Source organism: Metallosphaera cuprina Ar-4 (assembly GCF_000204925.1).
GTDB classification, from domain to species: domain Archaea; phylum Thermoproteota; class Thermoprotei_A; order Sulfolobales; family Sulfolobaceae; genus Metallosphaera; species Metallosphaera cuprina.
Window position 1 is genome coordinate 1,172,599 of sequence record NC_015435.1, and the last position, 21,871, is coordinate 1,194,469.

Annotated in this window: 24 protein-coding genes and 1 tRNA gene; 16 read left to right on the plus strand and 9 right to left on the minus strand. The window is 47.4% G+C overall.

Annotated features, from left to right (window positions below; genetic code table 11):
- The first annotated feature begins 11 nt into the window (after window positions 1–11).
- From MCUP_RS06070 to MCUP_RS06105, 8 genes are all read left to right on the plus strand, one after another.
- A complete protein-coding gene (locus MCUP_RS06070; protein ID WP_013737894.1) occupies window positions 12–665 on the plus strand; it encodes a TorD/DmsD family molecular chaperone in 654 nt (217 codons plus the stop codon).
- Window positions 665–2,140, plus strand: a complete 1,476-nt coding sequence (locus MCUP_RS06075; protein ID WP_013737895.1) for a 4Fe-4S binding protein — start codon at window positions 665–667, stop codon at window positions 2,138–2,140. The genes MCUP_RS06070 and MCUP_RS06075 overlap by 1 nt, the downstream gene beginning before the upstream one ends.
- Window positions 2,137–2,721, plus strand: coding sequence for an HAD family hydrolase (locus tag MCUP_RS06080; protein ID WP_013737896.1), 585 nt, complete (start codon window positions 2,137–2,139; stop codon window positions 2,719–2,721). The genes MCUP_RS06075 and MCUP_RS06080 overlap by 4 nt, the downstream gene beginning before the upstream one ends.
- Window positions 2,721–3,125 carry a DUF2299 domain-containing protein gene (locus tag MCUP_RS06085; protein WP_013737897.1) on the plus strand — a complete coding sequence of 135 codons (405 nt, stop codon included), beginning with the start codon at window positions 2,721–2,723 and terminating at the stop codon, window positions 3,123–3,125. Before MCUP_RS06080 ends, MCUP_RS06085 begins: the two co-directional genes overlap by 1 nt.
- Before the next feature lie 33 nt (window positions 3,126–3,158).
- Entirely contained in the window at window positions 3,159–4,076 is a 918-nt protein-coding gene (locus MCUP_RS06090) for a mechanosensitive ion channel family protein (protein ID WP_048057540.1), read from the plus strand.
- A 29-nt stretch (window positions 4,077–4,105) separates the two neighbouring features.
- Complete coding sequence (locus MCUP_RS06095; protein ID WP_013737899.1) at window positions 4,106–4,579, plus strand: hypothetical protein; 474 nt, start codon at window positions 4,106–4,108, stop codon at window positions 4,577–4,579.
- Between the two features lie 309 nt (window positions 4,580–4,888).
- A complete protein-coding gene (locus MCUP_RS06100) occupies window positions 4,889–5,764 on the plus strand; it encodes an SPFH domain-containing protein (RefSeq protein ID WP_013737900.1) in 876 nt (291 codons plus the stop codon).
- Window positions 5,727–6,158: a hypothetical protein gene (locus MCUP_RS06105; RefSeq protein WP_013737901.1), complete on the plus strand. Its 432-nt coding sequence runs from the start codon at window positions 5,727–5,729 to the stop codon at window positions 6,156–6,158. The genes MCUP_RS06100 and MCUP_RS06105 overlap by 38 nt, the downstream gene beginning before the upstream one ends.
- On the opposite strand, the gene MCUP_RS06110 is transcribed toward MCUP_RS06105, so the two are convergent.
- Window positions 6,155–6,634 carry a hypothetical protein gene (locus MCUP_RS06110; RefSeq protein ID WP_013737902.1) on the minus strand — a complete coding sequence of 160 codons (480 nt, stop codon included), beginning with the start codon at window positions 6,632–6,634 and terminating at the stop codon, window positions 6,155–6,157. The two genes, MCUP_RS06105 and MCUP_RS06110, sit on opposite strands and share 4 nt — an antisense overlap.
- A gap of 138 nt (window positions 6,635–6,772) precedes the next feature.
- Here MCUP_RS06110 and MCUP_RS06115 point away from each other — a divergent pair, with 138 nt between their 5' ends.
- Window positions 6,773–7,129 carry a hypothetical protein gene (locus MCUP_RS06115; protein ID WP_013737903.1) on the plus strand — a complete coding sequence of 119 codons (357 nt, stop codon included), beginning with the start codon at window positions 6,773–6,775 and terminating at the stop codon, window positions 7,127–7,129.
- A gap of 22 nt (window positions 7,130–7,151) precedes the next feature.
- Here MCUP_RS06115 and MCUP_RS06120 read toward each other — a convergent pair whose 3' ends face one another.
- Complete coding sequence (locus tag MCUP_RS06120; protein ID WP_013737904.1) at window positions 7,152–7,781, minus strand: sulfocyanin-like copper-binding protein; 630 nt, start codon at window positions 7,779–7,781, stop codon at window positions 7,152–7,154.
- A gap of 129 nt (window positions 7,782–7,910) precedes the next feature.
- Here MCUP_RS06120 and MCUP_RS06125 point away from each other — a divergent pair, with 129 nt between their 5' ends.
- Both MCUP_RS06125 and MCUP_RS06130 read left to right on the plus strand, forming a co-directional pair.
- Window positions 7,911–8,615 carry a hypothetical protein gene (locus MCUP_RS06125; RefSeq protein ID WP_237697970.1) on the plus strand — a complete coding sequence of 235 codons (705 nt, stop codon included), beginning with the start codon at window positions 7,911–7,913 and terminating at the stop codon, window positions 8,613–8,615.
- A gap of 165 nt (window positions 8,616–8,780) precedes the next feature.
- Window positions 8,781–9,932, plus strand: coding sequence for a pyridoxal-phosphate-dependent aminotransferase family protein (locus tag MCUP_RS06130; RefSeq protein ID WP_013737906.1), 1,152 nt, complete (start codon window positions 8,781–8,783; stop codon window positions 9,930–9,932).
- Here the strand turns inward: MCUP_RS06130 and MCUP_RS06135 are convergent.
- From MCUP_RS06135 to MCUP_RS10080, 4 genes are all read right to left on the minus strand, one after another.
- On the minus strand, window positions 9,918–10,118 hold the full coding sequence (locus MCUP_RS06135) for a hypothetical protein (protein WP_013737907.1): 201 nt from the start codon (window positions 10,116–10,118) through the stop codon (window positions 9,918–9,920). The genes MCUP_RS06130 and MCUP_RS06135 overlap by 15 nt on opposite strands.
- Window positions 10,119–10,175: 57 nt before the next feature.
- Entirely contained in the window at window positions 10,176–10,661 is a 486-nt protein-coding gene (locus MCUP_RS06140) for a 3-isopropylmalate dehydratase small subunit (RefSeq protein WP_013737908.1), read from the minus strand.
- Window positions 10,658–11,905, minus strand: a complete 1,248-nt coding sequence (locus MCUP_RS06145) for a 3-isopropylmalate dehydratase large subunit (RefSeq protein WP_013737909.1) — start codon at window positions 11,903–11,905, stop codon at window positions 10,658–10,660. Before MCUP_RS06145 ends, MCUP_RS06140 begins: the two co-directional genes overlap by 4 nt.
- 63 nt (window positions 11,906–11,968) lie before the next feature.
- Entirely contained in the window at window positions 11,969–12,115 is a 147-nt protein-coding gene (locus tag MCUP_RS10080) for a hypothetical protein (RefSeq protein WP_013737910.1), read from the minus strand.
- Between the two features lie 133 nt (window positions 12,116–12,248).
- Here MCUP_RS10080 and MCUP_RS06150 point away from each other — a divergent pair, with 133 nt between their 5' ends.
- The 4 genes from MCUP_RS06150 (at window position 12,249) to MCUP_RS06165 (ending at window position 18,046) form a co-directional block, all read left to right on the plus strand.
- Window positions 12,249–13,019, plus strand: coding sequence for an Lrp/AsnC family transcriptional regulator (locus tag MCUP_RS06150; protein WP_013737911.1), 771 nt, complete (start codon window positions 12,249–12,251; stop codon window positions 13,017–13,019).
- Window positions 13,020–13,119: 100 nt separating this feature from the next.
- Window positions 13,120–15,078 (plus strand): protein kinase domain-containing protein, encoded by a 1,959-nt coding sequence (locus tag MCUP_RS06155; RefSeq protein WP_048057541.1) that lies wholly within the window; start codon window positions 13,120–13,122, stop codon window positions 15,076–15,078.
- Window positions 15,079–15,159: 81 nt separating this feature from the next.
- Window positions 15,160–16,002, plus strand: a complete 843-nt coding sequence (locus MCUP_RS06160) for a CBS domain-containing protein (protein ID WP_013737913.1) — start codon at window positions 15,160–15,162, stop codon at window positions 16,000–16,002.
- A 4-nt stretch (window positions 16,003–16,006) separates the two neighbouring features.
- The gene (locus MCUP_RS06165; protein WP_013737914.1) at window positions 16,007–18,046 is read left to right on the plus strand and encodes a type IA DNA topoisomerase; all 2,040 of its coding nucleotides are present in this window, start codon (window positions 16,007–16,009) and stop codon (window positions 18,044–18,046) included.
- Between the two features lie 539 nt (window positions 18,047–18,585).
- Here the strand turns inward: MCUP_RS06165 and MCUP_RS06170 are convergent.
- Window positions 18,586–19,839, minus strand: coding sequence for a radical SAM family protein (locus MCUP_RS06170; protein ID WP_013737917.1), 1,254 nt, complete (start codon window positions 19,837–19,839; stop codon window positions 18,586–18,588).
- Window positions 19,840–20,255: 416 nt separating this feature from the next.
- A tRNA-Glu gene (locus MCUP_RS06175) sits at window positions 20,256–20,347 on the minus strand.
- Window positions 20,348–20,741: 394 nt separating this feature from the next.
- Here MCUP_RS06175 and MCUP_RS06180 point away from each other — a divergent pair.
- The gene (locus MCUP_RS06180) at window positions 20,742–21,527 is read left to right on the plus strand and encodes an MBL fold metallo-hydrolase (protein WP_013737919.1); all 786 of its coding nucleotides are present in this window, start codon (window positions 20,742–20,744) and stop codon (window positions 21,525–21,527) included.
- Here the strand turns inward: MCUP_RS06180 and MCUP_RS06185 are convergent.
- On the minus strand, window positions 21,524–21,805 hold the full coding sequence (locus tag MCUP_RS06185; RefSeq protein WP_013737920.1) for a hypothetical protein: 282 nt from the start codon (window positions 21,803–21,805) through the stop codon (window positions 21,524–21,526). The genes MCUP_RS06180 and MCUP_RS06185 overlap by 4 nt on opposite strands.
- Window positions 21,806–21,871: the final 66 nt, after the last annotated feature.

Sequence of the window (21,871 nt, forward strand, 5' to 3'; positions counted from 1 at the left end):
TGGTGTGATTAATGTCAGTTTCTATTTTAGACGTTCTGAACGTGAGGCATGCAACTTACGATCTGTTCTCCGATCTTTTCTTGTATAAGTTCAGCTCTGAAGATTTCAACGATCTTCTGAAGAAGCTTTCCTTAATCGATGAGAAGTTAGGTGAATTCATCGAAGAGACGGGAGTAAACGTTAGGGAAGTGAGGAAGGTTATTGAAAATTCAAAAAGGAGCGACTACCTAATTGAGTACTCATCGCTCTTCATAGCTGGAGTTGGAGTGAAGCCTTTGATTCCTGTGGAGAGCAAGAGACTGTTCTCATTGATGGGGGAAAAGGTTGCTACTTTCAAATACAACGACGTAATTAGGTTTTATAGATCCAGGCACTTAGTTCCAAAGTTGATCTCTCAGTTCCCTCCAGAGCCCGACCACATATCTTCCCTTCTTGCCTTCATGTCCCTTTTAATTGAGGAGGAGTTCAAGCTGAGGTCCTCTGGAAAGGACGCCTTTAAGACTGTACAGGACCAAAAGAACTTCGCCGTTACACATTTGTTCTCTTGGATTCCTGACTGGATCAACGATGTGATTAACGATCCTAGATCCTCTATATATAAGGTTGTTTGCTCGGAGCTCTCGAACTGGTTGAAGTTCGAGAGGGACTTCCTGGGTGAGAGGTAGTGCTCAACACAGGGCTTTTAGTCACGAAAAAAGCTAGAGAGGTAATCGGAGATGAGCTACTCGCAAAGGTATTTGAGGATGCGAAGCTGAGCTACGCCGCAGAGGTAACAGATTCATTGATTCAAGACTTGAAGGATAACGACGTAAAGTCCCTCCTGATAATCAACGAACTTGGTAGAGAGAGATGGATGGAGGAGTTGGACCAGAGGGTAGGTATCTCTCCCCTAGCGATTACGGTCCTCCCTTCCTCTTGGTTTGAGAGAAAGGGAGTGGATTACGTTTACACACTGATCAAGGCTTACGCGATAAGATCCAAGCTAATGGACCTTGTATATAGAGTGCAGCCCACGAGGTCCCCCTCTATGTCGAGGAGATCGTTGCTTAAGTTGAGGCTCTACGAGTACAAACCTTACCCGGTGCTGTTTGACGAGGTGCATGCGGAGAGGGAGATAAACAGGGCGATAGAGGCTTGTCCCCAAGGGTTGGTAACTAAAACCCCAGAGGGACCATCAGTGAGCTATCCAGAGAAGTGCTCCGCGTGTGGCTACTGTTCAGGGGTCTCGTACCTCGGATACTTCGAGGTCCCAACGAGTACTACTGACCAGGTTGTATCTTTCATAAATACCATTGTAGCCGATTACAAGAGACCGGCTTCCATAATTTTCACAGAGGAGATTATCAGTGACGTCCCAGAGGGTTTCTTCCCTTACGTCATGCCTTGCGTAGCCTCGCTCTCAGACTCCTTCGTTCTTGCAAGCTACGCTGCAGGTTTAACTCCTATAGTTCACTTATCGTCACAATGTGAGAGTGTGGAGCTGGCGATGAAGAGGTTAGATGAAATTCCCTCAAGGTTCCCAGGAACGTCTTTACCTGTAAGGAAGGCGAAGGGAAGCGAGGAACTCAAGGAAGCTCTGTCCTCACCTCTCCTGGACCTGAGCAGGACCGAGATACCTAGCCACATCCCTCTGAACAGGGCTAGAAGGAGGTCCTTACTGATCTGGGCTCTAGAGGAGATGGGGAGGAAGGTTACGCTAAATCAAGAGGATGAGGTCCCAGGAGTCTACAACGTCGTGGTAGATCCAAACAAGTGCGTGCTATGTGGCGTTTGCGTGAGGGCCTGTCAGATGTTAGTTCCCGATCTGAAGGGAAACGACTTCCTTGAGTTGAGCTACAACATTCCGTTCTGTATAGGCTCCGAGAGATGCGTGAGGAACTGCCCAGAGAAGGCGGTTTCAGTGACGGGTTTCGCCAGGATCGCCGACCTAAAACCAAAGGTGGTAAACCGAACTAACGTCTCTAAGTGTAGGATGTGCGGGAAACCTATAGGTTCTGAGAAGGTGAAAGGTAAGGTTGACGCTCTCTTGATATCTCAAGGATTCTCAGGGACGGCCAAATACACGGACGTGTGTAACGAGTGTAAACAAAAGGAGTTAACTAAAATATGGGTTGAAAGGATATTGAGTGGAAGGAAATGATAGCTTACTTAGTTGACCTGGACGTAGTGTTCGATTTCTCCACGATAAAGGAGATGGCCGAATTGAGGAAAGTGACGGTCTCCCTATCAGGAGTTAGATATTACCCCATAGAAAAGTTAATGAAACCCATTTTAAAAGATCATGACTTGCTCAAGGAAGTTAAGCCCTTTCCTGACTCCCTTTATTTAGAGGATCTAAGCTATAGAACTAGGCTTTTCCTTGTGACCGACTTGCCTAAGCTCTTAGCTAAGACTTTACTTATGAAGCACAACCTTGACGTTTTCGTTCAGGACGTGATCTCATCTGAGGACGCTAATGCCTACATCCCGTCTAGGCAGTTCTTCGACTTCTCAGCGAAGCGAGCTAACACCGTTTTGGGAGTTACTAACTTCGTCACATCCAACCTAGAGTACGCTCTACCGGCTAGCCTGATGATGAGGGTGACTTTGGTGAGGAACGATACTTACTTACCTCTTGACATCAATATCTTAAGGAAGAGGGATTTGATCAGCATAGCCGAGAGTTTGGCTCAGCACAAGGTTGACTCAACTATGGGAGACTCAGCCTTAAGGTGCACGTGATGACGTCCGACGTTGAGCTCTTCTCCTGGTTCAAGGAGCTCGGGATGAAGGTCGAGAAGGTAACGAGCGGAGGGTTGTACTTTCACTTTACGGTAGCGCCTCCAACTGGAGGGATCCCTGTGTCAGTAATAAGGACGACTCCAGAGTCGACCTATTACATAGTCGCAGTGGTGTTAGAGTTAGACCAGGAGAAACTTAAGGACAGACCTTCGCTAATATCTGAAGTTAAGAGAGAGCTCCTGAGGCTTAACGTTGAGTTCTTCTTCACCCCTGATGATAAAAACCCTAAGAGTGTGCAAATAGCTAAGATAATGTTCAGTGAAGGTTTAACTAAGAACCAGGCTTTAGATAACGTGACCTTAATAAAGAACTCGGCTCTACTTACACTCGAGATTTTAAAGTAATGTTTTTTGCCAGTTCTTATCTATACGTAAGTTATGTCAAAAAAAGAGTCTAAGTTAATCTCCTTTTCAATTTCGTTGATCATCTCAATGGTAGTCATAGGAACTGCGATCTACATGCTAGGAAATTTAGGTATCCTGCCAGGAGATTACATAATTTACCTGGAGTTGATCGTGTGGGTAGTGGGTATCCTCTCTATAACATACATCCTTTCTATCCTAGTGAAGAGGAGGCTTTCCAACACTGTCGGAGTCGATAACGCCTCGTCCTTAAGCTTCATAATCAGGGTGGTAGGGTACGCATTAGCTATAGCCGGGTTCTTAGCAGCTTTTAGGGTTAGCCTTGGGGCCGCACTGGCTGCTGGTGGGTTCGCGGGTTTGGTTTTGGGTCTTGCGTCCCAGGATGTGCTATCTAACGTGTTCGGAGGAATCATGCTTCTCTTCTCGAGACCTTACAAGGTCGGGCAAAGGATAACCGTCTCAACTTGGCAGTACGGAATGGATTTTCCCACCTACCCACCAAAGTACTTCTCTAACGATTTCCTAATTCCCGGTTACACTGGGACCGTTAAGGACATAACTTTACTTTACACGGTGATCGAGACGGATGAAATGGTGGAGCTAAGGATTCCTAACAGCATCATGATTCAGGCTGCGATATTCGTCCATGACAAGACTTGGAGGAGGAAGGTTAGAACTAGATATGAGATATCAAAGGATTTGGATCCTGACTTAGTTATAGAGAGGATAGAGAAGGGACTGAGCGATATGGAGGGATTGATTCAACCCCCTATCGTGAGGGTGTTGGAGGCAACACAAACCACCTTCGTCCTAGGAATTGACGTAGTGTCCAGTTCCATATATGAGGAACCTGTTAGGAGCGATGTTATAAGAAGGGTAAATAAGATAATAAAAGGGATAAACCAAACCGAAAAGGTAAAGCAAGCAGGATAAAATTTTAACTTCTAGGTGCTTGTACACTTATGACTAAAGAGCTCACCCCCTTGGAAAGGCTACAACTGATGATCCCGGGTTATAGGGGATATAAAACCAAGGACCTGATCAGACAAGACGATTTTTTGATAAGGTCCTCAGTGAAGAACAAGCTCGAGCTTACCCTTAATAAGATTGCTGAGGTAGAGGCTCAAATAGCCTCATCCTCCCCCTTCTCACCGGAGCTCAAGAAGTTAGAGACCCTGGCGTCTAAAATTAGGACGGTTATTGGTGACGTAGCCTCAGCTCAAGGAGGAGGTGCAGACGTCTACTCCAGGTGGAAAGTTACGGTAGAGGCACTGGACGAGATAGTTAAAAACGACCTAGACATGGTAACCGTAGCCGAGGAGGTTTACAACAGCCTCAGTTCAGGCAAAGTAGAAGATGTGAGCTTAAAGATAGACCAACTTAAGAAAATAATCTCCAAGAGACAGCAGTTGTTTTTCCCTCCAGAGTATAGATGAGCTTTCAGGACCGATTTCTTAGGCGATAATGCTTGAGCAAGCTTATGCCCGTATAGGCTAGCGTTAGTTCGAGAACCTCCAGGATATTGTAAATTTTGAGAACCTTCGGTTAGAGCTAAGTTTCTGTGAGTTTTCACGCTGTAAAGCTCTTCCTTTGAAAGTCATGGTTGTCAAGTCCCCACTAAGCTAGATACTGTATGATCGTTAGGTACCGGAACCGTGGGTTGAGCTTCATCGACGTCTCCGCTGAGCCGGGTTACGTACAAAAATTTTCGAAAAGATTTAAAATATAGAGTAATAAGCTATAGTATGTCTCTCCAATTTAGAGGACAAGTAATAAGCACCGAAAGGGAAGATGGTACTTCTCTAATGGCCCCTGACGTTCTGATCTTTCGTTATCCTAAAGAGCAGATAACTTCCAAGTCTCTCTTTATCGTTCAACCTACAGAGAACTGCGTGGTGGTAATTCAAGGGCAAGTTCAAGCCGTTCTACCTCCTGGAACTCACAACATTCAGTCACCGCAGAACCCACTTTCCTCATTCATGTCAAGGTTTAGATACAACCAACTTCCATTTGACACCGTAGCGTTGTTCGTATCTACCACAAGGCACGAGGTTAGGATTCAGGGTAAAAGCCAAACCGATGATCTGGTTCCCCTCGACTATGAGGTTGCAGTTTACTATAGGATTACCGATCCGTCAAAGCTCGTGATCAACGTTCAGTTCGCAGGAGCGTTCTTTAAGGACGGTGAACTAGCTAGCTACCTCTCCCCAATAATAGATCAGGAGGTAAGCTCTATACTTAACCAAGTCAAGCTAGTCGACGTATATAAGAAGTTCGGGGACATATCAGTTGCGGTCACAGGAGCCCTAAAGCAGTTCCTGGCAGAGTTAGGGGTTGAGTTGATCTCAGTGAGAGTGACCAGACTTATCCCTGAGGACCCAGAGCTAAGGAGGATAATCCAGCTTAGAGATCTTGGATTGGAGGTTGAGAAGGCAGTCAGGATGGGGTTGGCTAGAGTCTTAACAGAGCAGGGAAACCCAGCGAGCGTAAACATGGCCATAGGAACTCCGTATTACCCCAACCTCACTACGTTGGTTAACTTGCCTCAAAGATTACTTCAATTCTCAATGGGCGGAAAGGAGGTTGAGAAGGACGAGCAGGATCAACCCAAGGGCGCTTAGTTGGAGCATAGGAGCGGGGATAGGGTACTCCTTCGTTTTAACCGTGATAATGGCTTTATCTTCCCTAATCGTTAAGGGATTCTATCCACCCTTCGAATTTTCCATCGCGCCAATAAGGTCGTTGATCGTTTCTCCATTAGAGGGAGTAGTCCAAGTGTTAATACTCTTGGCTCTGATTTTGTTCGTCCTTCCGATAAGAGGTAACGCCATAGTTCGCGAGTTGACTTCGGCGCGTAACCTAGCTATTTACACCTCTGCCGGTTATCTAATCCTTTCGCTTTTACCTTACGCAATAAGCACTGGGTACCTTCAGGCTTACATTGGTTTGGTTATAGCTTTTAACTTAATTAATGGAGTTATTGCAGGGTTAGCCTCACAGATAAGCTTGGGTTAGCTGTACTTTAACGAAATGTAGCACCTCTTCCTCTGCAAGCAATCGGGCTCCCCTTTAGACCTTGTCCTCAAAAACGCATAGAGCGTGAACTCCATTAGAGAAGTTATGAAAGCGTAAACTTCGGCCTCCTCTATCCCCTCAGGGTCGGATTGGAGACCCTTTAATATCTCAGCCTTCTCCCTCTCATACTCCTCTCTGTCCTTATAGATAACCTGAAACGCAATAGTGCCGTTCTCGTAACCTTCTGTAGCCCCTTCATCATCAAAGTAAAAAGTTCCTTTAATAGCCTTATACGGCCTTCCCTTCATGACGAGCCTGTCGACGAAGAACTGGCTTACTATCTCCTCAAGCTCGGTCTCAATCTCCCCTATCTGCAATGCGTTAAATAAGGGATAGTCGTAAAACGTGTCGGAGCTGAACTTAAGGCATATCTCCGCAAACCTTTTCCATCTCATTTCCCTTTGTTCAAATCTCATTTCCCCTTTTTCCTCTTAGAACATCTGATGATAATAGGTTTTTAATATATGTAAACCTTGATTATTCTTAAAGGACCTACATTCTCCGTATTACGCCACCTATCTTAAATTGTATTACTAAATAACAATATATCTAAGATGATTAACTCTTACACGCCCAACAGTTCTAACCCATCGTTTAACGACATATTGGATGCCAATCTGCTTAAGCTGAGATATGAGGAGTACGTGAGTTCGCTAAAGAAGAGTAATACGAAGGAGCTCATGATGACGGTGAAGGACTTCCTATCCTTCGTTAGGAACTTAAGGAGTTCAGTTTCATCCTCTTGGTTGGCAAAAAACTTGTATGACCAGGAGAAAATAGGAAGGAAAATATACTTTGTGCTCAAGGTGAGATACGTAATCCTCTTCTTCTACAGAAAGATAGTTGAAGGATTGATAGTTAAGTTGTTATCATTAATCAAATCCTTGCTATCTCAAATATCGTTAACTTAACTTTTTGTTTTTTATCTTTATTTTATACCTCATACGGCACCGTTACGTTAGTCGATATCAGGTCCACCCACATACCGCTCTCCGCGTGACTGGGAATGGGACAAGCTATCCAGTAGTAGCCTGGAGGAAGATCGTGAAGCAGACCTGAGACCGTCTCCCCGTTGTAGATTCCTGACCCTCCATTGTACCCAATCTCAAAGATGATCTTCCCATCTTGTGAGAGCTGAACTTGGTTCGGAATCGGTGTGTTGTTATCCACCACGGCCAAGGCGTGACCTACAGGCTCAGGATTATAAAAGGTGAAGAGAATACTCCAGTTCTCTGGGATATAGATCTTCATCTGCCCCTCAGTGGTCCCGTTAAAGTTCAGTGGGTTTGCAGCGGTCGGGGAGGCGTAGAGATATATAAATACCGTCTTGTTCTGTGCGTTATAATTTAGCTCAATTGCCCCCGGCGGTAAGGCCTCCATACTCGAGTTACTACTTACGTTGGAAGTTGTCACGTTGGTTGAAGTCATCTCCTCAGTAGAGGACGAGCTTGTGTTTGACGTGTTGATATATTTTGATGCGTGAGGGGGACCGTGAGTGAGAATGAACGCTATTGCCCCAGCTATTATCACAATAACAATTACAGCTATTATCCAAGTTTTCATGAGTTCTCGGTTGTGGAAGAAAATAAAAACTTATACCAAAATTCATCTAACCTTAATAGGAGATTATAGGTAGAGATGATAAAATACTCCTTATCGTTGATCTCTTTTTCTTTTGTGCTCTTCTTGTTAATGGAAAGACTTAATCTTCCTCTAGCTCTGGCCGCACTGTCCTCCCTCTCGTTCTGGACAGGGCTGGGAATACTGGTTTTTAAAAAGGTGGGATGGGGGAGAGGAAAGGTCTACTACTTAACTTTAGTTATCTACCTGTTGTACCATTCGTTCCTCTATAGCTTCGTTTTGGGGATCCTTGAACCGGGGGGTTTAAAACAAGCTTCAGATCAGGTAATCGGTGCGGGTTTCGGATTCGAGGTCCCTACTCCACCTGTCTATTTCCCCCTTTGGGTCTCCCAAGCCTTCGCTTTCTGGGTTATATTCAAGGGATATGAGGCTATTGTCGTCCCGTTCACGCTTTTCATTGGAGCAGTGTTAGGTAACCTGTTAGGGCTCAACGTCAGAGCGATCTTTAAGCTCTATAACGTAACCGAGACTAAAGCTGCGAGGAGCATCATAACTCTTCCCGCTCTTGGGATCGTTTCAGGGACCTCCTGTTGTTTGGCCCTGCCCTCAATCGTTCTGTATAGCGTTGCTCTTTCGTTTCCAATACTGTCACCTTCTATTCTAGCTTTGCTGTCCTCATCCACATACTTCTCATTAGTTTATTACGGACTCCCAATCATATCCTCCGTGGCGTTATACCTTAACTTGAGAGTTCTCTCCAAGGCTACGCGAGCTTGTGAGCTCGGAAAATCAGCTTTCAAATCGACTTTATCGTAAAACGTCTTAACTACGAGACTCTTCCATCTGTGGTTAATGTACACGCGAGATCCAGTTCTAAGGTCTTGGTGGACGAAATCTAAACGCTCTCCAGAGACGTCAAGCGCTCACTTACGAATCGTATGGGATACTAAGAGATAAAAGGCTTCAATTCGGTCTTATCCTATGACAAGAAAAATCCTCATGCATGTCGGTCCAGTTACAATAGACTATGAAGTTTTAGCGGCGGGACTCAGAGGTGACACCGGTTTCACCTCCCAGGAGTTCATATACGCTATGTCATACTCTATGAAGTTCTTGAGGAAACTAATGGGGGCGGACCAGAGCTACCAACCTTTCATAATCCCTGGAGGAGGTACCTCAGCCATGGAGAGCGTTACTTCCCTACTGAGGAGGGGAGACAAGGTACTTGTGGTCTCGAACGGCGTGTTTGGAGACAGATGGAAGCAGATCTTTAACAGGTACTCTGTCGCGGTTGACGTCATCAAGGCGGAGCCTGGAGAGTACGTAAAGCCAGATGATGTGGAGAAGGCCGTAAAGGAGGAGAAGTACACTTTGGTAGCTATGACTCACGTTGAGACGAGCACAGGCGTCAGAGCCCCGATAGCTGAGATAGCTAAGAGAATAAGGGATAAGGTTGAGCTGATAGCGGTGGACGGGGTGAGCAGCGTTGGGGCTGAGAGCGTCAAGACCAAAGAACTTTCAATAGACGTTTACCTCACAGCGAGTCAAAAGGCTATAGGCGTACCGCCCGGAGCTGGGCTTCTCGTCCTGTCTGAAAGGGCGGTTTCGAGGCTCTCAGACGAATCGGTAGCTGGATATTACCTCAACCTGAAGAACTGGATAGACGTGATGAGGAACTTAGAGGACGAAAAGGGATCGTACTTCGCTACATTACCTGTTCACTTGATATTTATGTTGGCCAAGGCCTTTGAATTAATTGAGAAGGAGGGCCTTGAGAACAGAATAAAGAGACACGAGAGGGTGGCACAAGGTATAAGAGCGGGAATAGAAAGTATGGGCCTGGACATCGTAGCTAAGAGACCTGAGGCTTACAGCAACACAGTGACTGCCGTTATGGTGAAGAAAGTCAACCCAGCAGAAGTCCTCAAGGCTGTGATACCAGAGGGATTGGAGTTAGCTCCTGGAGTCCACCCCGCCTTGGCTGGGAAATACTTCAGGATAGGTCATATGGGTTGGGTGAACCAGAACGACGTGATAACTACCATTGCGGTGTTAGAGAGGGTCCTGAAGAGGCTCGGAGAACCTGTAAACTTAGGAGAGGGAGTTAGAGCGGTACAGCTAACCTTCACCTAAACGAATCCTCTTTATCAAGGAAGAGATGGCTAAAACCACGAACAACTCAACTAAGTAATCTATGGATCCTAAGGCCATTACCGTGAACGTTGAGGGAACTCCGTAAACCTCTCTTAAGACACCTAAACTAACAGGGAAGTCGAAGCACCAAAAAACGAGGGAGAGTAGGAAGTAAGTGATCTTCATGTGGATAATATTGTTTTAAAAGATTAAAAGCCGAATTATTTCAGTTGAGTCCCACTCTCAAACTGAAACTTTCTTCAGATAGTCCATTATCCCTCCAGATTTGAGTATCTCAAGAGCCATCCCCGTGATTCCCTTTCCCTTAAGTGTCCTCCCGTTCACCGTAACCTCTCCAGTCTCCACGTTAACCTTCACGAAGTCACCCTCGTTGATCTCCTTCGTCACGTTAGGTAAGACTATTAAGGGCAGACCGTTGTTTATACAGTTCCTATAGAATATCCTAGCGAAACTTTCAGCTATCACCGCTTTAACTCCCGCAGCTTTCAAAGCTATCGCTGCCTGTTCCCTTGAGGAACCCATGCCGAACACCTTTCCGGCCACCACGATCACGCCCTTAGATGCCTTCTTGTAGAACTCTGGGTCCAACGGTTCCATCGCGTGTTGAGCTAGATAAGCTGGATCGGTATACTTCAGATGCCTTGCTGGGATGATTATGTCTGTGTCTATCTTATCTCCGTACTTAAGCACGGTGCCCTCAACTATCATTGAAGATCCCTCGGATCTGTTATGTAGCCCGTGGCTGCACTAGCAGCTGCGACGGAGGGACCAGAGAGGTAAACCTTAGCGTCGTTGCTTCCCATCCTTCCTCTGAAGTTCCTTGAACTCGTTGAGACTATGACTTCTCCAGGACCCGCAACGCCGAAGTGACCTCCCAGACAAGGTCCGCACGTACCGTAAGTCACTACGCACCCAGCGTTTACCAAGTCCTCTATGTAACCCCTGTTCATGGCCTGTTTAAACATCTCGTATGATGAAGGAATGGCGATACACCTGGTTTTGACTTTCTTACCCTTTAGTATCTTAGATGCAATCGCGAAATCGGATATCCTACCGTTAGTGCATGAACCTATGTAAACCTGATCAACGGGTACCTTAGACTCTTCCCTTGCAGTCCTCACGTTATCTACGCTGTACGGAGCCGCGACTAAAGGTTCCATTCTGTTAAGTTCAATAGTGTACTCGTCCTCGTAGTTCGCCCCCTTATCTGGAGTGATGAGTTCCACTTCCACTCCCCTCATCCCCTTTATGAAGTTCCTAGTCTCAGCGTCGGGGACGAACATCAACGTGTCAGCGTTCATCTCAATCCCCATATTTGACACCGTTGCCCTGTAATCCATTGGGAAGGCCTTCGGGTCCTCGACGAAAACCTCTATGGACATCCCGTTGAAGTAGTCCGCCTTGAATTTACCTAGAAGCTCCAGAGCTACGTCCTTTCCGTTTATCCACTCCCCTGGAGTTCCCTTTAGGTTCACCTTAAACGGTTTAGGAACTACTAACCAGGTCTTACCAGTTATCACAGCTGCCGCAACGTCACTGGCACCCATCCCCTGAGCGAACGCTCCCACCGCCCCAGAGGTCGTGGTGTGGCTGTCCGCAGCTACTATAACCTGTCCTGGTAAAGCGTAGTTCTCTATGAGCAACTCGTGCAGTATGCCTACGTTTATATCGTGGAAGTTAGGCAACTTGTTCTCCCTAACGAACTTCCTTATGTTACCTTGTATCTCAGCGCTCCTTACGTCTGGAGGAGGAGACAAGTGATCGAAAGCTACAACTACCTTAGCTTTATCAAATATCTTCACCATGTTAGCCTTCTCCATCACCTCAATCACGTGATAGCCCGTTAGATCGTGGAAAGCGACGATGTCGGTCTTTGCTTCGATCACGTCCCCAGGAGAGACCGCCTTTCCAGAGGCTCTAGAGAGTATTTTTTCAGTTAGAGTACCTGTCATATCAAGAGAACTTTAGATAAGCTCAAAATAAGTCTTTCATAGAAAAAAGTTCGTTTTTCGATCTCATTTCGCTGAAAGGTAGCCCTTACCGATCTCGTAAGAGATGAACACTTTTCCGCACTTCGGGCAGGACTTTGTAACTACGTTACCTTCCCTAGTAAGCTTCTCATCAACGACCTGTTTACATACCGGGCAACTTCTCCTGGCCATAATTTCATCCTCCTCCGAAAAGTATTAAAGCGCGATACCCTTGATATATTTGCTTTCAATCTTAGCTAAATTGGGGACAAAAGAAAAGTATAATTTGGACAAGTCATATTATATAACTCTGAGGTAGTAACTCATGGATGAAGTAAACAAAAAGATAATATTTTACCTGATGAAGGACTTCAGATATTCGCAAAGGAAGATAGCTAAGGAGCTTAACATCTCCCCTCCTGCGGTTAACTACAGGGTTGAGAGGATGACTAAAGATAAGATAATTAAGAGAGTTGCCCTCTACGTTAATCCAAACTTTTACGGGAAGTACCACGGTTACGTATCTTTCCCCAACGTGAAGGAGTGGAAAGGAGAATACGTCTTCAAGGTTAACTGCATTGAGCACTTGAACGTTTACGAAGTGGAGGCGGACTCTATGGAAGCTCTAAAGAGCAAGATAAATGATATGATTGCTGATCTTGGAGAGCCTGAAATGATTTACTTCCCTGAACAAACTCCCTACAATCCTTCAATATTTGACATGAAGCTGCTATCAGTGCTGAAGGAGAACCCAACTATGACCCCCGTTGAGCTCAGCGAGAGACTAAAGGTCTCCTCTAAGACTGTGAGAAGGCATTTGAGATACCTATACAAGAAGGAGTTCATTAGGCTTGTTCCTATAGTAGACATCAACAGCTCTGGGATAATAATGTACGCCGTGTTCACCAAGAAGGTAGAAATAGCCAAGAAGTTCTTCCAGTCAACGATGTTTAGAGAGGTCTCAGATAAGAACGCTGGGGTTTTCGTAAATGTAGGAAACTCAATACAGGAGGTCTCAGATAAGATTAAGAAGTTCAGAGAGTTCGATCCTGAAGCTCAGTTGATGATAGCCGAGTCCTATGACGTGGGCTCCTGACCTAGGTAATCTACAGCTTCCTAAAACCCTGATTGACTCCCAAACTGTTGGGTAATACTAAGCCGCACTGTTGATAAAGTTTTACCACAAGCTATGAAGTGTGGCGTTCGCTTTCACACTCAACGATAAGTCATTCCTAGTGTCCGATGGAGAGATAAAGGAGTTAAGGGAAAGAGTGAAGGCTAAGGACCCGGTAGTGGGTTACGTAGTTTCGCTCCAAGACGATAGGATAAAGTTCACGAAGGTACCCCTCTACTCTTGCGAGAGGATAAAGTACTTCTCAGGGATTTTAAAGGAGTTCCATCCCAACTTCGTAGCTATATTTGAGTCCTCAGACTCGGCCTGTGCACTCTTCAACCCCCCTACCTTAATAAAGGGGTTAACCTACGACCTGATTAACGGGAGACCTTTCCTGAGGGGCGACAAGAGGTCAATACTAAACTCCTTTGACAGCTACGAAGTCGTGAAGTTCGCCTTAGACAAGTATAAGGACAAGGAGGTTATGAGACAGTCCGTCATTTCCTTATCTAAGTTAGGGAAATGTGAGGAGGCCATAGAGGTCTTCTCCTCCTTAGACGAGAGGTTCCCGGAGGAGTCTCTGGCTGCCGCTGAGTGCTACGAGAGGGTAGGGAGGGAACTGGAGGCTTTGAAGATCTACTCCTTCTTCTCTGAGGAGAAGTATAGGGAGCTTGAGGCCAGGTTAATCTCTAAGGCTAACTCCCTCATCTCTGAGTACGAGAGGCAAGGGAACCCCAAACTCTTAATGGAGGCGTTGAACGTCTTACCCACGTACGACGTTCCAGCTGTTAGGTTGGGCTTCCATTACCTGAAGAAGAACAAGATGGAGGAGGCAATCAAGTTCTTTGAGGAGGCCGTAAAGAGGAACAAGAGCTTTCAGAACCTGATAATCTTAGGCTCCACTCTCCTAGAGAGAGACCCCAAGAGGGCGTTAGAAACGTTCGACGAGGCCCAGAAGATGAGGAGGACCGCGCCACTGGCCTACCTGAGGGGGAAGGCTTTCGAGGCCTTGAACTCACCTCCTCACGCCATCAGGGAGTATCAGTACGCCTGCAGGGAAGGCGTGGTAGAGGCCTGCAGTAAGACCCTACCCTTTACGTCCAGCAGGGTGGACTTCGACCCGGACGATTGGATAGGTTACGTTCTGTACGGCTACGAGATACATTCCGTTATAGGGAGAGGGGGCATGGGTTACGTCCTATTAGGTGAGAAGAACTCCAGGAAGTTCGCCATAAAGGTAATGAAGAGGGAGTACAAGATGGACGAGTTCCTTTACGAGGTGGCTAAGATGCAGGAGATCTCTAAAGGGAGTAAGTACATGGTTAGGATATTAGCTAACTTCATCGACGAGAACTGGACGGACTACTACGGCTCACCTCCCGCTATAGTCATGGAGTACATGAGTGGGGGGGACTTGAGGAGGATACTCGCCGATGAGGAGTACTCGAGCCTAAGGCACTCAGTGAAGTGGGGGGAGGTCGTGTCTCTAATCTACTCGAAGGTCGCTGAGGCAGTCACTCACGTACACAAACAGGGCTTCGTACACGCGGACATAAAGCCCTCAAACGTTCTGTTCGATAAGCCCCTTTCTAAGTACGGTGAGGAGGCTGAGGTTCAGCTCCTGAGGGAGGAGGTCACACCTAAGCTCTCCGACCTGGGTAGCTCGATCAGGATAGGCTCTCCCGTAATCCACTACACCCCCTATTACGCTCATCCTAAACAGAGGTTCGGGGGGAGAGCCGAAACTGAGATGGACGTTTACTCCTTCACCGTCTCTCTGTACGTGACGTTAACCAATAACTTCCCTTATCCTGAGTGGTTGGAGAGGGAGATAGAAGAGGCCATATCCTCACCCGAGAGGAGGCCCGACGCCCTGAAGGACTTCTATTCGATAGAGCCTAGGATGGACTACGTTCCCCAAGAATTCAGGGAGCTCATCTCGTCAGGACTAAAGGGGGAGGTATCGATGGAACAGATCAAGAGGGATCTAATCAACATAGCCAGATACGATTACAACCTACCTGTGGAGAGCGTCATTTAACCTTGTTAACTGGAGGCTTTCTGTCAATCTCATTAAAGCCTTATTAGCGTGGATAAGAGAAGCATTGTAGGGTATTGAAAAATGTTAGTAAAAACCTTGATGATAACCAACCCTCCAGTGGTTTCGGTAAATGACGGTTTGAAGGAGGCGTTCAAGAAGGTCAACGATAGGGGCTTGGGCAGGGTCATAGTCGCAGACGAGGTCGTGAAGGGGCTGCTTTCCACCAGGGACCTACTCTCAGTTCTCATTAGTTTCTGTCCCACCTCCTGTACTCAAGCTGACATCTATAAGATGGGCGTCTCTCAGGTTTCAAACTACATGACCGTTAACCCTATGGTCATCGAGGAGAACCAGGACGCTCTGGAGGCCATCACGATCATGGTAACGAGGAACTTCGGTTCGCTCCCTGTTGTGAACATGTTGAAGAGGCCCGTGGGGATAGTCACGGAGAGGGACTTCCTCCTCATGTTTCAGGACTTGGATCAAATGTTCTCTATCTCGAACTTCATCACTCCCAAGGTGAACACGGTGTTTAAGGAGACCCTCCTAGAGCAGGCAGTGAGGCAGATGTTGAGGAGGGGCTTCAGGAGGTTGCCGGTTATAGATGAGGAAGGGAGGGTAGTAGGGATAGTGACCGCGGCCGACGCCGTGAAGGCTGCAGCTAAGATGGTGGAGAAATTAGAACCTGAGCTTTTCTTCTCCAGAAGAGTTAAAGACGTCATGAAGACTCCGGTCATAACGATAGACGAGGAGAGGTCAGCTAACGAAGCAGCAGCTCTCCTAATAACTAAGGGGATAGGAGCCCTCATGGTCTTGGATAAGGAGGGGAGGGCAAAGGGGATAATTACGGAGAGGGACCTCCTCATAGCCTTACACTACCAACTACATCTCCCCTACGTTAGGGGAAGAAACGCTCGCGTGTAGCCAGTTGAGGCTAATAATAGCTGAGAAACCCAGCGTCGCGCGAGACATAGCCAAAGCGCTGGGTAAGCCTGTAAGAAAGGAGGGTTACCTCGTAGTAGGGGAAAACCTGGTTACGTGGACTTACGGACATCTCCTCCAGATAGGTGATCTAGCCCCAAGGAAATGGGACCTTAAGGACTTGCCTTTCTTCCCGGAGAGGTTCTGGTACAAGGCGATACCGGGGAAGGAGAGGCAGTTAAAGGTCGTTGGAACCCTCTTGTCTAAGGCCAGCGAGGTGGTCAACTGCGGGGACGCGGGTAGAGAGGGGGAGCTAATAGTTAGGGAGGTTCTGGATTACCTGGGCTTTAAGGGTAGGGTTTTGAGGTTTTGGACGTCTGAGGCCCTCACGCCCGAGGTGGTGAGAAGGGAGTTCATGAGATTGAGGGACTCGTCTGAGTTTGACGATCTCTACTTTAGCGCCCTAGCTAGACAGAACGGGGACTGGATAGTGGGGATAAACTTAACGAGATTGGTAACCCTTAAGGCTGGAGGCGGGGAAGTTTGGAGCGTGGGTAGGGTTCAAACTCCAACCTTGGCTATGATAGTGAGGAGAGACGAGGAGATCGAGAGCTTCAAGCCCGAGACCTATTACGTAATCCTAGGGAAGTTTGAGGGGATTGAAGGGGTGATGCTGAGAGATGGTGTTGAGGCTAGATTGGGGAAGGATGAGGCTGAGCGAACTGTGTCAAAACTGGAGAAGGAGAGCTTCGCTAGGGTTTTGAAGGTTGACAAGGAGGAGAGGAGCGAGAGGCCTCCGCTCCTTCACTCCCTGACCTCACTCCAGAGAGAGGCTAACGTGCTCTACGGCTTCACGGCGAAGAGAACTCTCGACCTGGCGCAGAGACTTTACGAAGAGTTCAAACTCATAAGCTACCCCAGAACGGAGGCCAGATACCTAGGGGATAACAACAAGGGTTTGGCTAAGGAAGTTCTAAAAAGGTTGGGAAGGGAGGAACTGATACCTAGGGTTGATAGGGTGGGGAAGAGGGTCTTCGACTCCTCAAGGCTGACCGATCATCACGCGATCATTCCTCTGGACAAAGCCAAGGATGACTTACCTAGACAGGAGAGGATGATATACGATCTGGTCTTACGCAAGTTCTTGGGGGCTTTCATGGAGGACTACGAGTACGAAGTGCAGAGACTATACCTCCAGTTAGACGGGGAGATCTTCCTCTCTCAGGGGAAGAGAAACGTTAGGTTAGGATGGATGGAGCTCTACCCCCATGAGGACAACCCCATACCTCTGCCGAGCGGGTCCGTTAGAAAGGACGAGGTGAGGGTAGAGGCTAGACAGACGAAGGCCCCTCCTAGGTACACGGAGTCCACGCTTTTAAGAGAGATGGAGAGGCTTAGGTTGGGAACTCCAGCCACCAGGGCGGGTATAATAGAGACGCTAATAGAGAGGGATTACGTGAGGAGGGAGGGGAAGACGTTGAGGTCTACGGGGAAGGGAAGGGAACTCGTGAAGAAACTGGCCTCGAGTAAGGTGACGAGCCCCGACATGACCTCAGAGTGGGAGAAGGAGTTAGAAGAGATCTACGTTAAGAGGAGGGGAAGGGAAGGTTATGACGAGTTCATCGGGAAGATAAAGGAGTTCACTAGGGAGGAGGTCGTCAAGTTGTTAAAGGAGGAGTTTAAGGTGGAGAACAGGGCCACACCTGAGATGTTGAGCCTAGCTAAGATGGTCTCTAAGGACTTGGGAGTGGAGGTGCCCGGAACCGGGATGGAGGAGGTTAAGCGATTCCTCGATGAGTACCTCCCTAAGCGAAGGATCACGTGTAAGTGTGGAGGGGAGGTGAGGGCTTTCGAAAGGGGATGGAAGTGCGTCAAGTGTAAGTCCGTGGTGTGGAGGGAGATAGCCGGGAAGAGGATAACTTTCAAACAGGCCAAGGCGCTCTTTGAGGGAAAGGAGTTGAAGATGAGGGGGTTTAAGTCCAGGAGCGGGAAGAGGTTCAGCGCGGTAGTTTACCTGGAGGATGGGAAGGTCAAGTTCAAGTTCTGAGAGCCTCGATCGTCAAATGAAGTTGGAAAGTATGAGAAAGTCTAAGTCTTGACGTAACGTGTTATTCAGCCTCTCTAACTCGATCGGAGAGCACGTAAAGGTCAGGGGAAGTTGTGAGCCCCCCAGCCTTCACTCCCATCACGCGAGCTTAGATCGTTTTGTATTGAAACCCTTCATTGATCGTAACAAAGGACGTTTAGTTCAAGAGGGGCTAAATCACGTGAGCGACCTAAGAGGGACGAACGTAGCTAAGGAATTAATAAAAAAGGCGCTGATTTCAGATGGTGCCCCATGAGTTAGCGAGGGGTTAATAAAGAGGTTTGAATCACGTTTTCGCTTGCGTGTCCAATTGTTGATCGTTTCAAGTTCATGAAAGAGCGTTGTTCAATTGCCTTGTAGGAGCTCATTTAACGCGCTATACTTGTTACAGTTGTTTATAAAGGTGCCTTCACTCGAGGTGATTGAGACCGAACCGCCTACACTTTTAGTTACACTTAAAGGATCTAGGAGCCTTAAGCTTCAACAATTCGCTTCACTTTTCAGTTACTAACGTCCATGAAGCCTGAAGCTGGAACTTTAGAGACTCCAGGTCCGGCCTCCCCCAAACCTCCGGGCCAGGGCATACCGTACTTCTTCTTCAACTCCAGGTAAGACCTGTAAAGCTCAAGGTAGTACTCAACTGGTGGAGCTTTAGCTCCGCTCATGCCTAACCAGGATCTAGGTTCTAAGCCCCATGTGTCGAACTTAGGCGTAACGTCCTTGGACATAAGGTACTCAATGCCCTGAGAGGTTGATTTTACGGCGTCCTCAACTCTCCTAAAGCCGTACGGAAAGGCATCGGAGTACGCCATCTCAACTCCAGCCACGAAGTTAGGGCTCACGTTACCCACTCCGAAGATTTTAACAGCCTCTACTGTCCTCCTAAGCCACTCCTCCCTCCCCACGTTTCTCTCCTTGCCAGGTGAGAGCAGGGAGAAGAGCCTCTCGTCCCAAACCTCCAAGTTAGGATGATAGTAGTCGACCCCAAGCTCGTAAAACTTCTCCAAGTCCTCACGTCTGAGGGCTTGAACGTTAAGCCTTAACGGTATATCTCTGGACAGGCTCTCCTCAGTTCTCCTCACGTAATTTAAGTAAAACTCGACCTCCTTCTTGTAGTCCCTTATAGCTCCCCCCGTTATGAGGTATCTCTTAACGCTACTTGATGAAAGCTCCACCGCCTCAGCCACCAAGTCCGGGGGGACGACGGCGCCCAGCTTATCCCTTAGATATCCCCAGGATTTGAAGTTCTCGTTTATGTCGCAGAACTTGCACTGCTGATTGACGTTCCAGTACTCGCAAATCCTAAAGGCCGTAACGTCGGCCGTCTCTCCCCAGTAAATTGCGGGGGCGACTTCCTCAACCCTCATCCCGTTACTTAGGGTCCTACCGTAATAGCTAGGTTTCGGCGCCAGTTTAACCCTAGCTAACGGTTCGTCATTGAGAAGAAGGTAGAGCTCTCCTTCGACTAGGTCAACGCGATAGGGAGAGGAAAGAGAGTGCCTAGACTGTATAACCGTGTTCCTAAGGTTCAGAGGGCCTCCGTAGATCATGATCTCCTGAGGGATCACCCTACCTCTTGACTTAACCTTCTCGGGGTTGTCCGGATCAAACGTGAAGAGGTAGTACGCCTTCTCTTGATAGCTTTGAGACAGAGCCGAATCCGAGAAGCTCAATCCCTTAAGGAGAACGTCCTCCTTAACTATTACCTCCTTTGGTATGTCAGGGTAGCCCTCCATGAGTTTTAGAAGTTGCATAAATGGTGAGAACAAAATGGGAATTTAAGGGAAGGAGAGCTTGACAAACTCTGCAGAGCCCTTAGGGAGGGAACGCAATATCTGTCAATTCAAGGTCTCAATCTCCGAAAGACAGGGATCAAGAAACGTTACGCTTTATTTTAATCTAGATAAATTCCTATACATCTGAACTCTAAACTCAAGTGTCAGGTCCTTTAGGTTTGTAAGGTCTCTCGAAAAGCTCCTTTGACACTCCTAGGTAACCGTTTGCGTTGGTGGAGTTGATGAGCGCTCCACGGTCGGATTTCATGAGAGTCCCGTTGAGGTCGAAACGCGGGCTAATCAAGTGCCGAAAGGTACCTTAAGGTTTAAACCCAATACACGTCTTAGTGAAATTTCAGGTTTTGAGAACGCCTTCACTTCCTTGTGTTAAAAAGTGGTGCCGCGGCCGGGATTTGAACCCGGGCCACAGGCTTGAGAGGCCTGCATACTCTCGGCGTCTAACTTGACCGGGCTATACTACCGCGGCATCATGAATCATGATGTATAAGATTTAAAGTTAAGCTTTTCGGTAGTTCGATGATGGCTCTAACCCCGTTTAAGCCAACTCACAAGAGGTGCTCACGTCCTGCTTCCCTTGAGACTTCTCAAAGTTTTATCTCCACTTTGGCTCACGAGCTCTAACGGGATTACCTTAAGAACTAGGTTTCAGCTCGCTTGGCGTTAAAGGGGAGGTCTTTCCCTACACTGAAATGTCCCAAGCGTCCTCCATCTTCACTTGATGTCCGGGGCGCTCTCGTACGTTCATCATATACCAATAACGCTCTCTTCTAAGCTATCCTCGTTCAGTCCCTAACTCTTCCTCAATCTCACGTGACTAGTTCAATTTAAAGAACTTTAATCTCATCTCATTCTCTATCTGTATGAAGCTCTCTAACTCCGTTGAGGTTTTCCCAGGCAGTCCCAACGTTCTAGTTTACGACAGGAGGGTCGTCGTGGATCTCGGTGGGAAGCTCTCCTCCTTAAACTTAGAGGGGGAGGTCCAACTGGCAACCCACGGTCACATGGATCACATAGCCGGGTTGCTCAGACCGAGCAAGGTCAAATATTTACCTAAGGAGGACCTCTGGGCGCTCTCTCTGCTGGGTAGGAGGGTTATGACTTACGGATTTTCCTCTAAGGACTCACCTATCTTCACGTACGACCTGGTTAAGGACGAGATATCAACGTCAGGTGACCCCGAGGTTGAGGTCATTAAGTTACCTGGACACACTCCAGGACATTCGGGTTACATCTTAGACAACCTACTTTACGCTGGGGACGCGTTCTTCGGAAGGAAGATCTTGGAGTCCTTCGTTTTCCCCTTTTACCTTGACTTTTGGGCAGCCCTCGACTCCCTTCAGGTAATAAAGGAGATGATGAGGTCCTTAAACAACGTCGTGATATCTCACGGACCGATCCAAGAGAAGAGGAAGATGAGCGAGACTTTAGAGTTTAACATAAGTTACGCCGAGAAGCTCGTGTCCTGGGTTAAGGACTCCATATCGTATGGAGCTACGGCGGAGGAGGTCGTTGTGAAGCTGATGAGTAAGGTAGGTGAGGTGAGGCCAACTAACGTTACGCTCAACTCAATCACCGCTAAGTCGATCCTAAGCCAAGTAGCTAAGGAGATCAGAGTCGAGGAGAGGGGAGTCGTTTACAAGGCTTAGGATCCTAGCCCTCTCCTCCTAGCCTCAGCCTCTATCTCCCTTATGATCTCGTCTACCTCCTTTAAGTTCCATTTCCTCTTGACGTCATCTATCGTTTCCTTCCTTTCCTGGAGCACCTTTATCACGACCTCGCTCACCAGCCTGTGAGCCTCGCTACCGTGACCCGTTCTCATTCCAGCCTTCTTAAAAAGGGGTTCAAGTTGCCTCTCTATTTCGTCAACGACGCAGAGAGGCGCGTCCTTCACCTCAACTTTAGAGCTCTTGAAGTTCCAAGTCATATGAAAAGTAAGGCTTCGAGTATAATAAAGTAGATTAACGTAGGGTTAACGTTCCAGATTACGTCT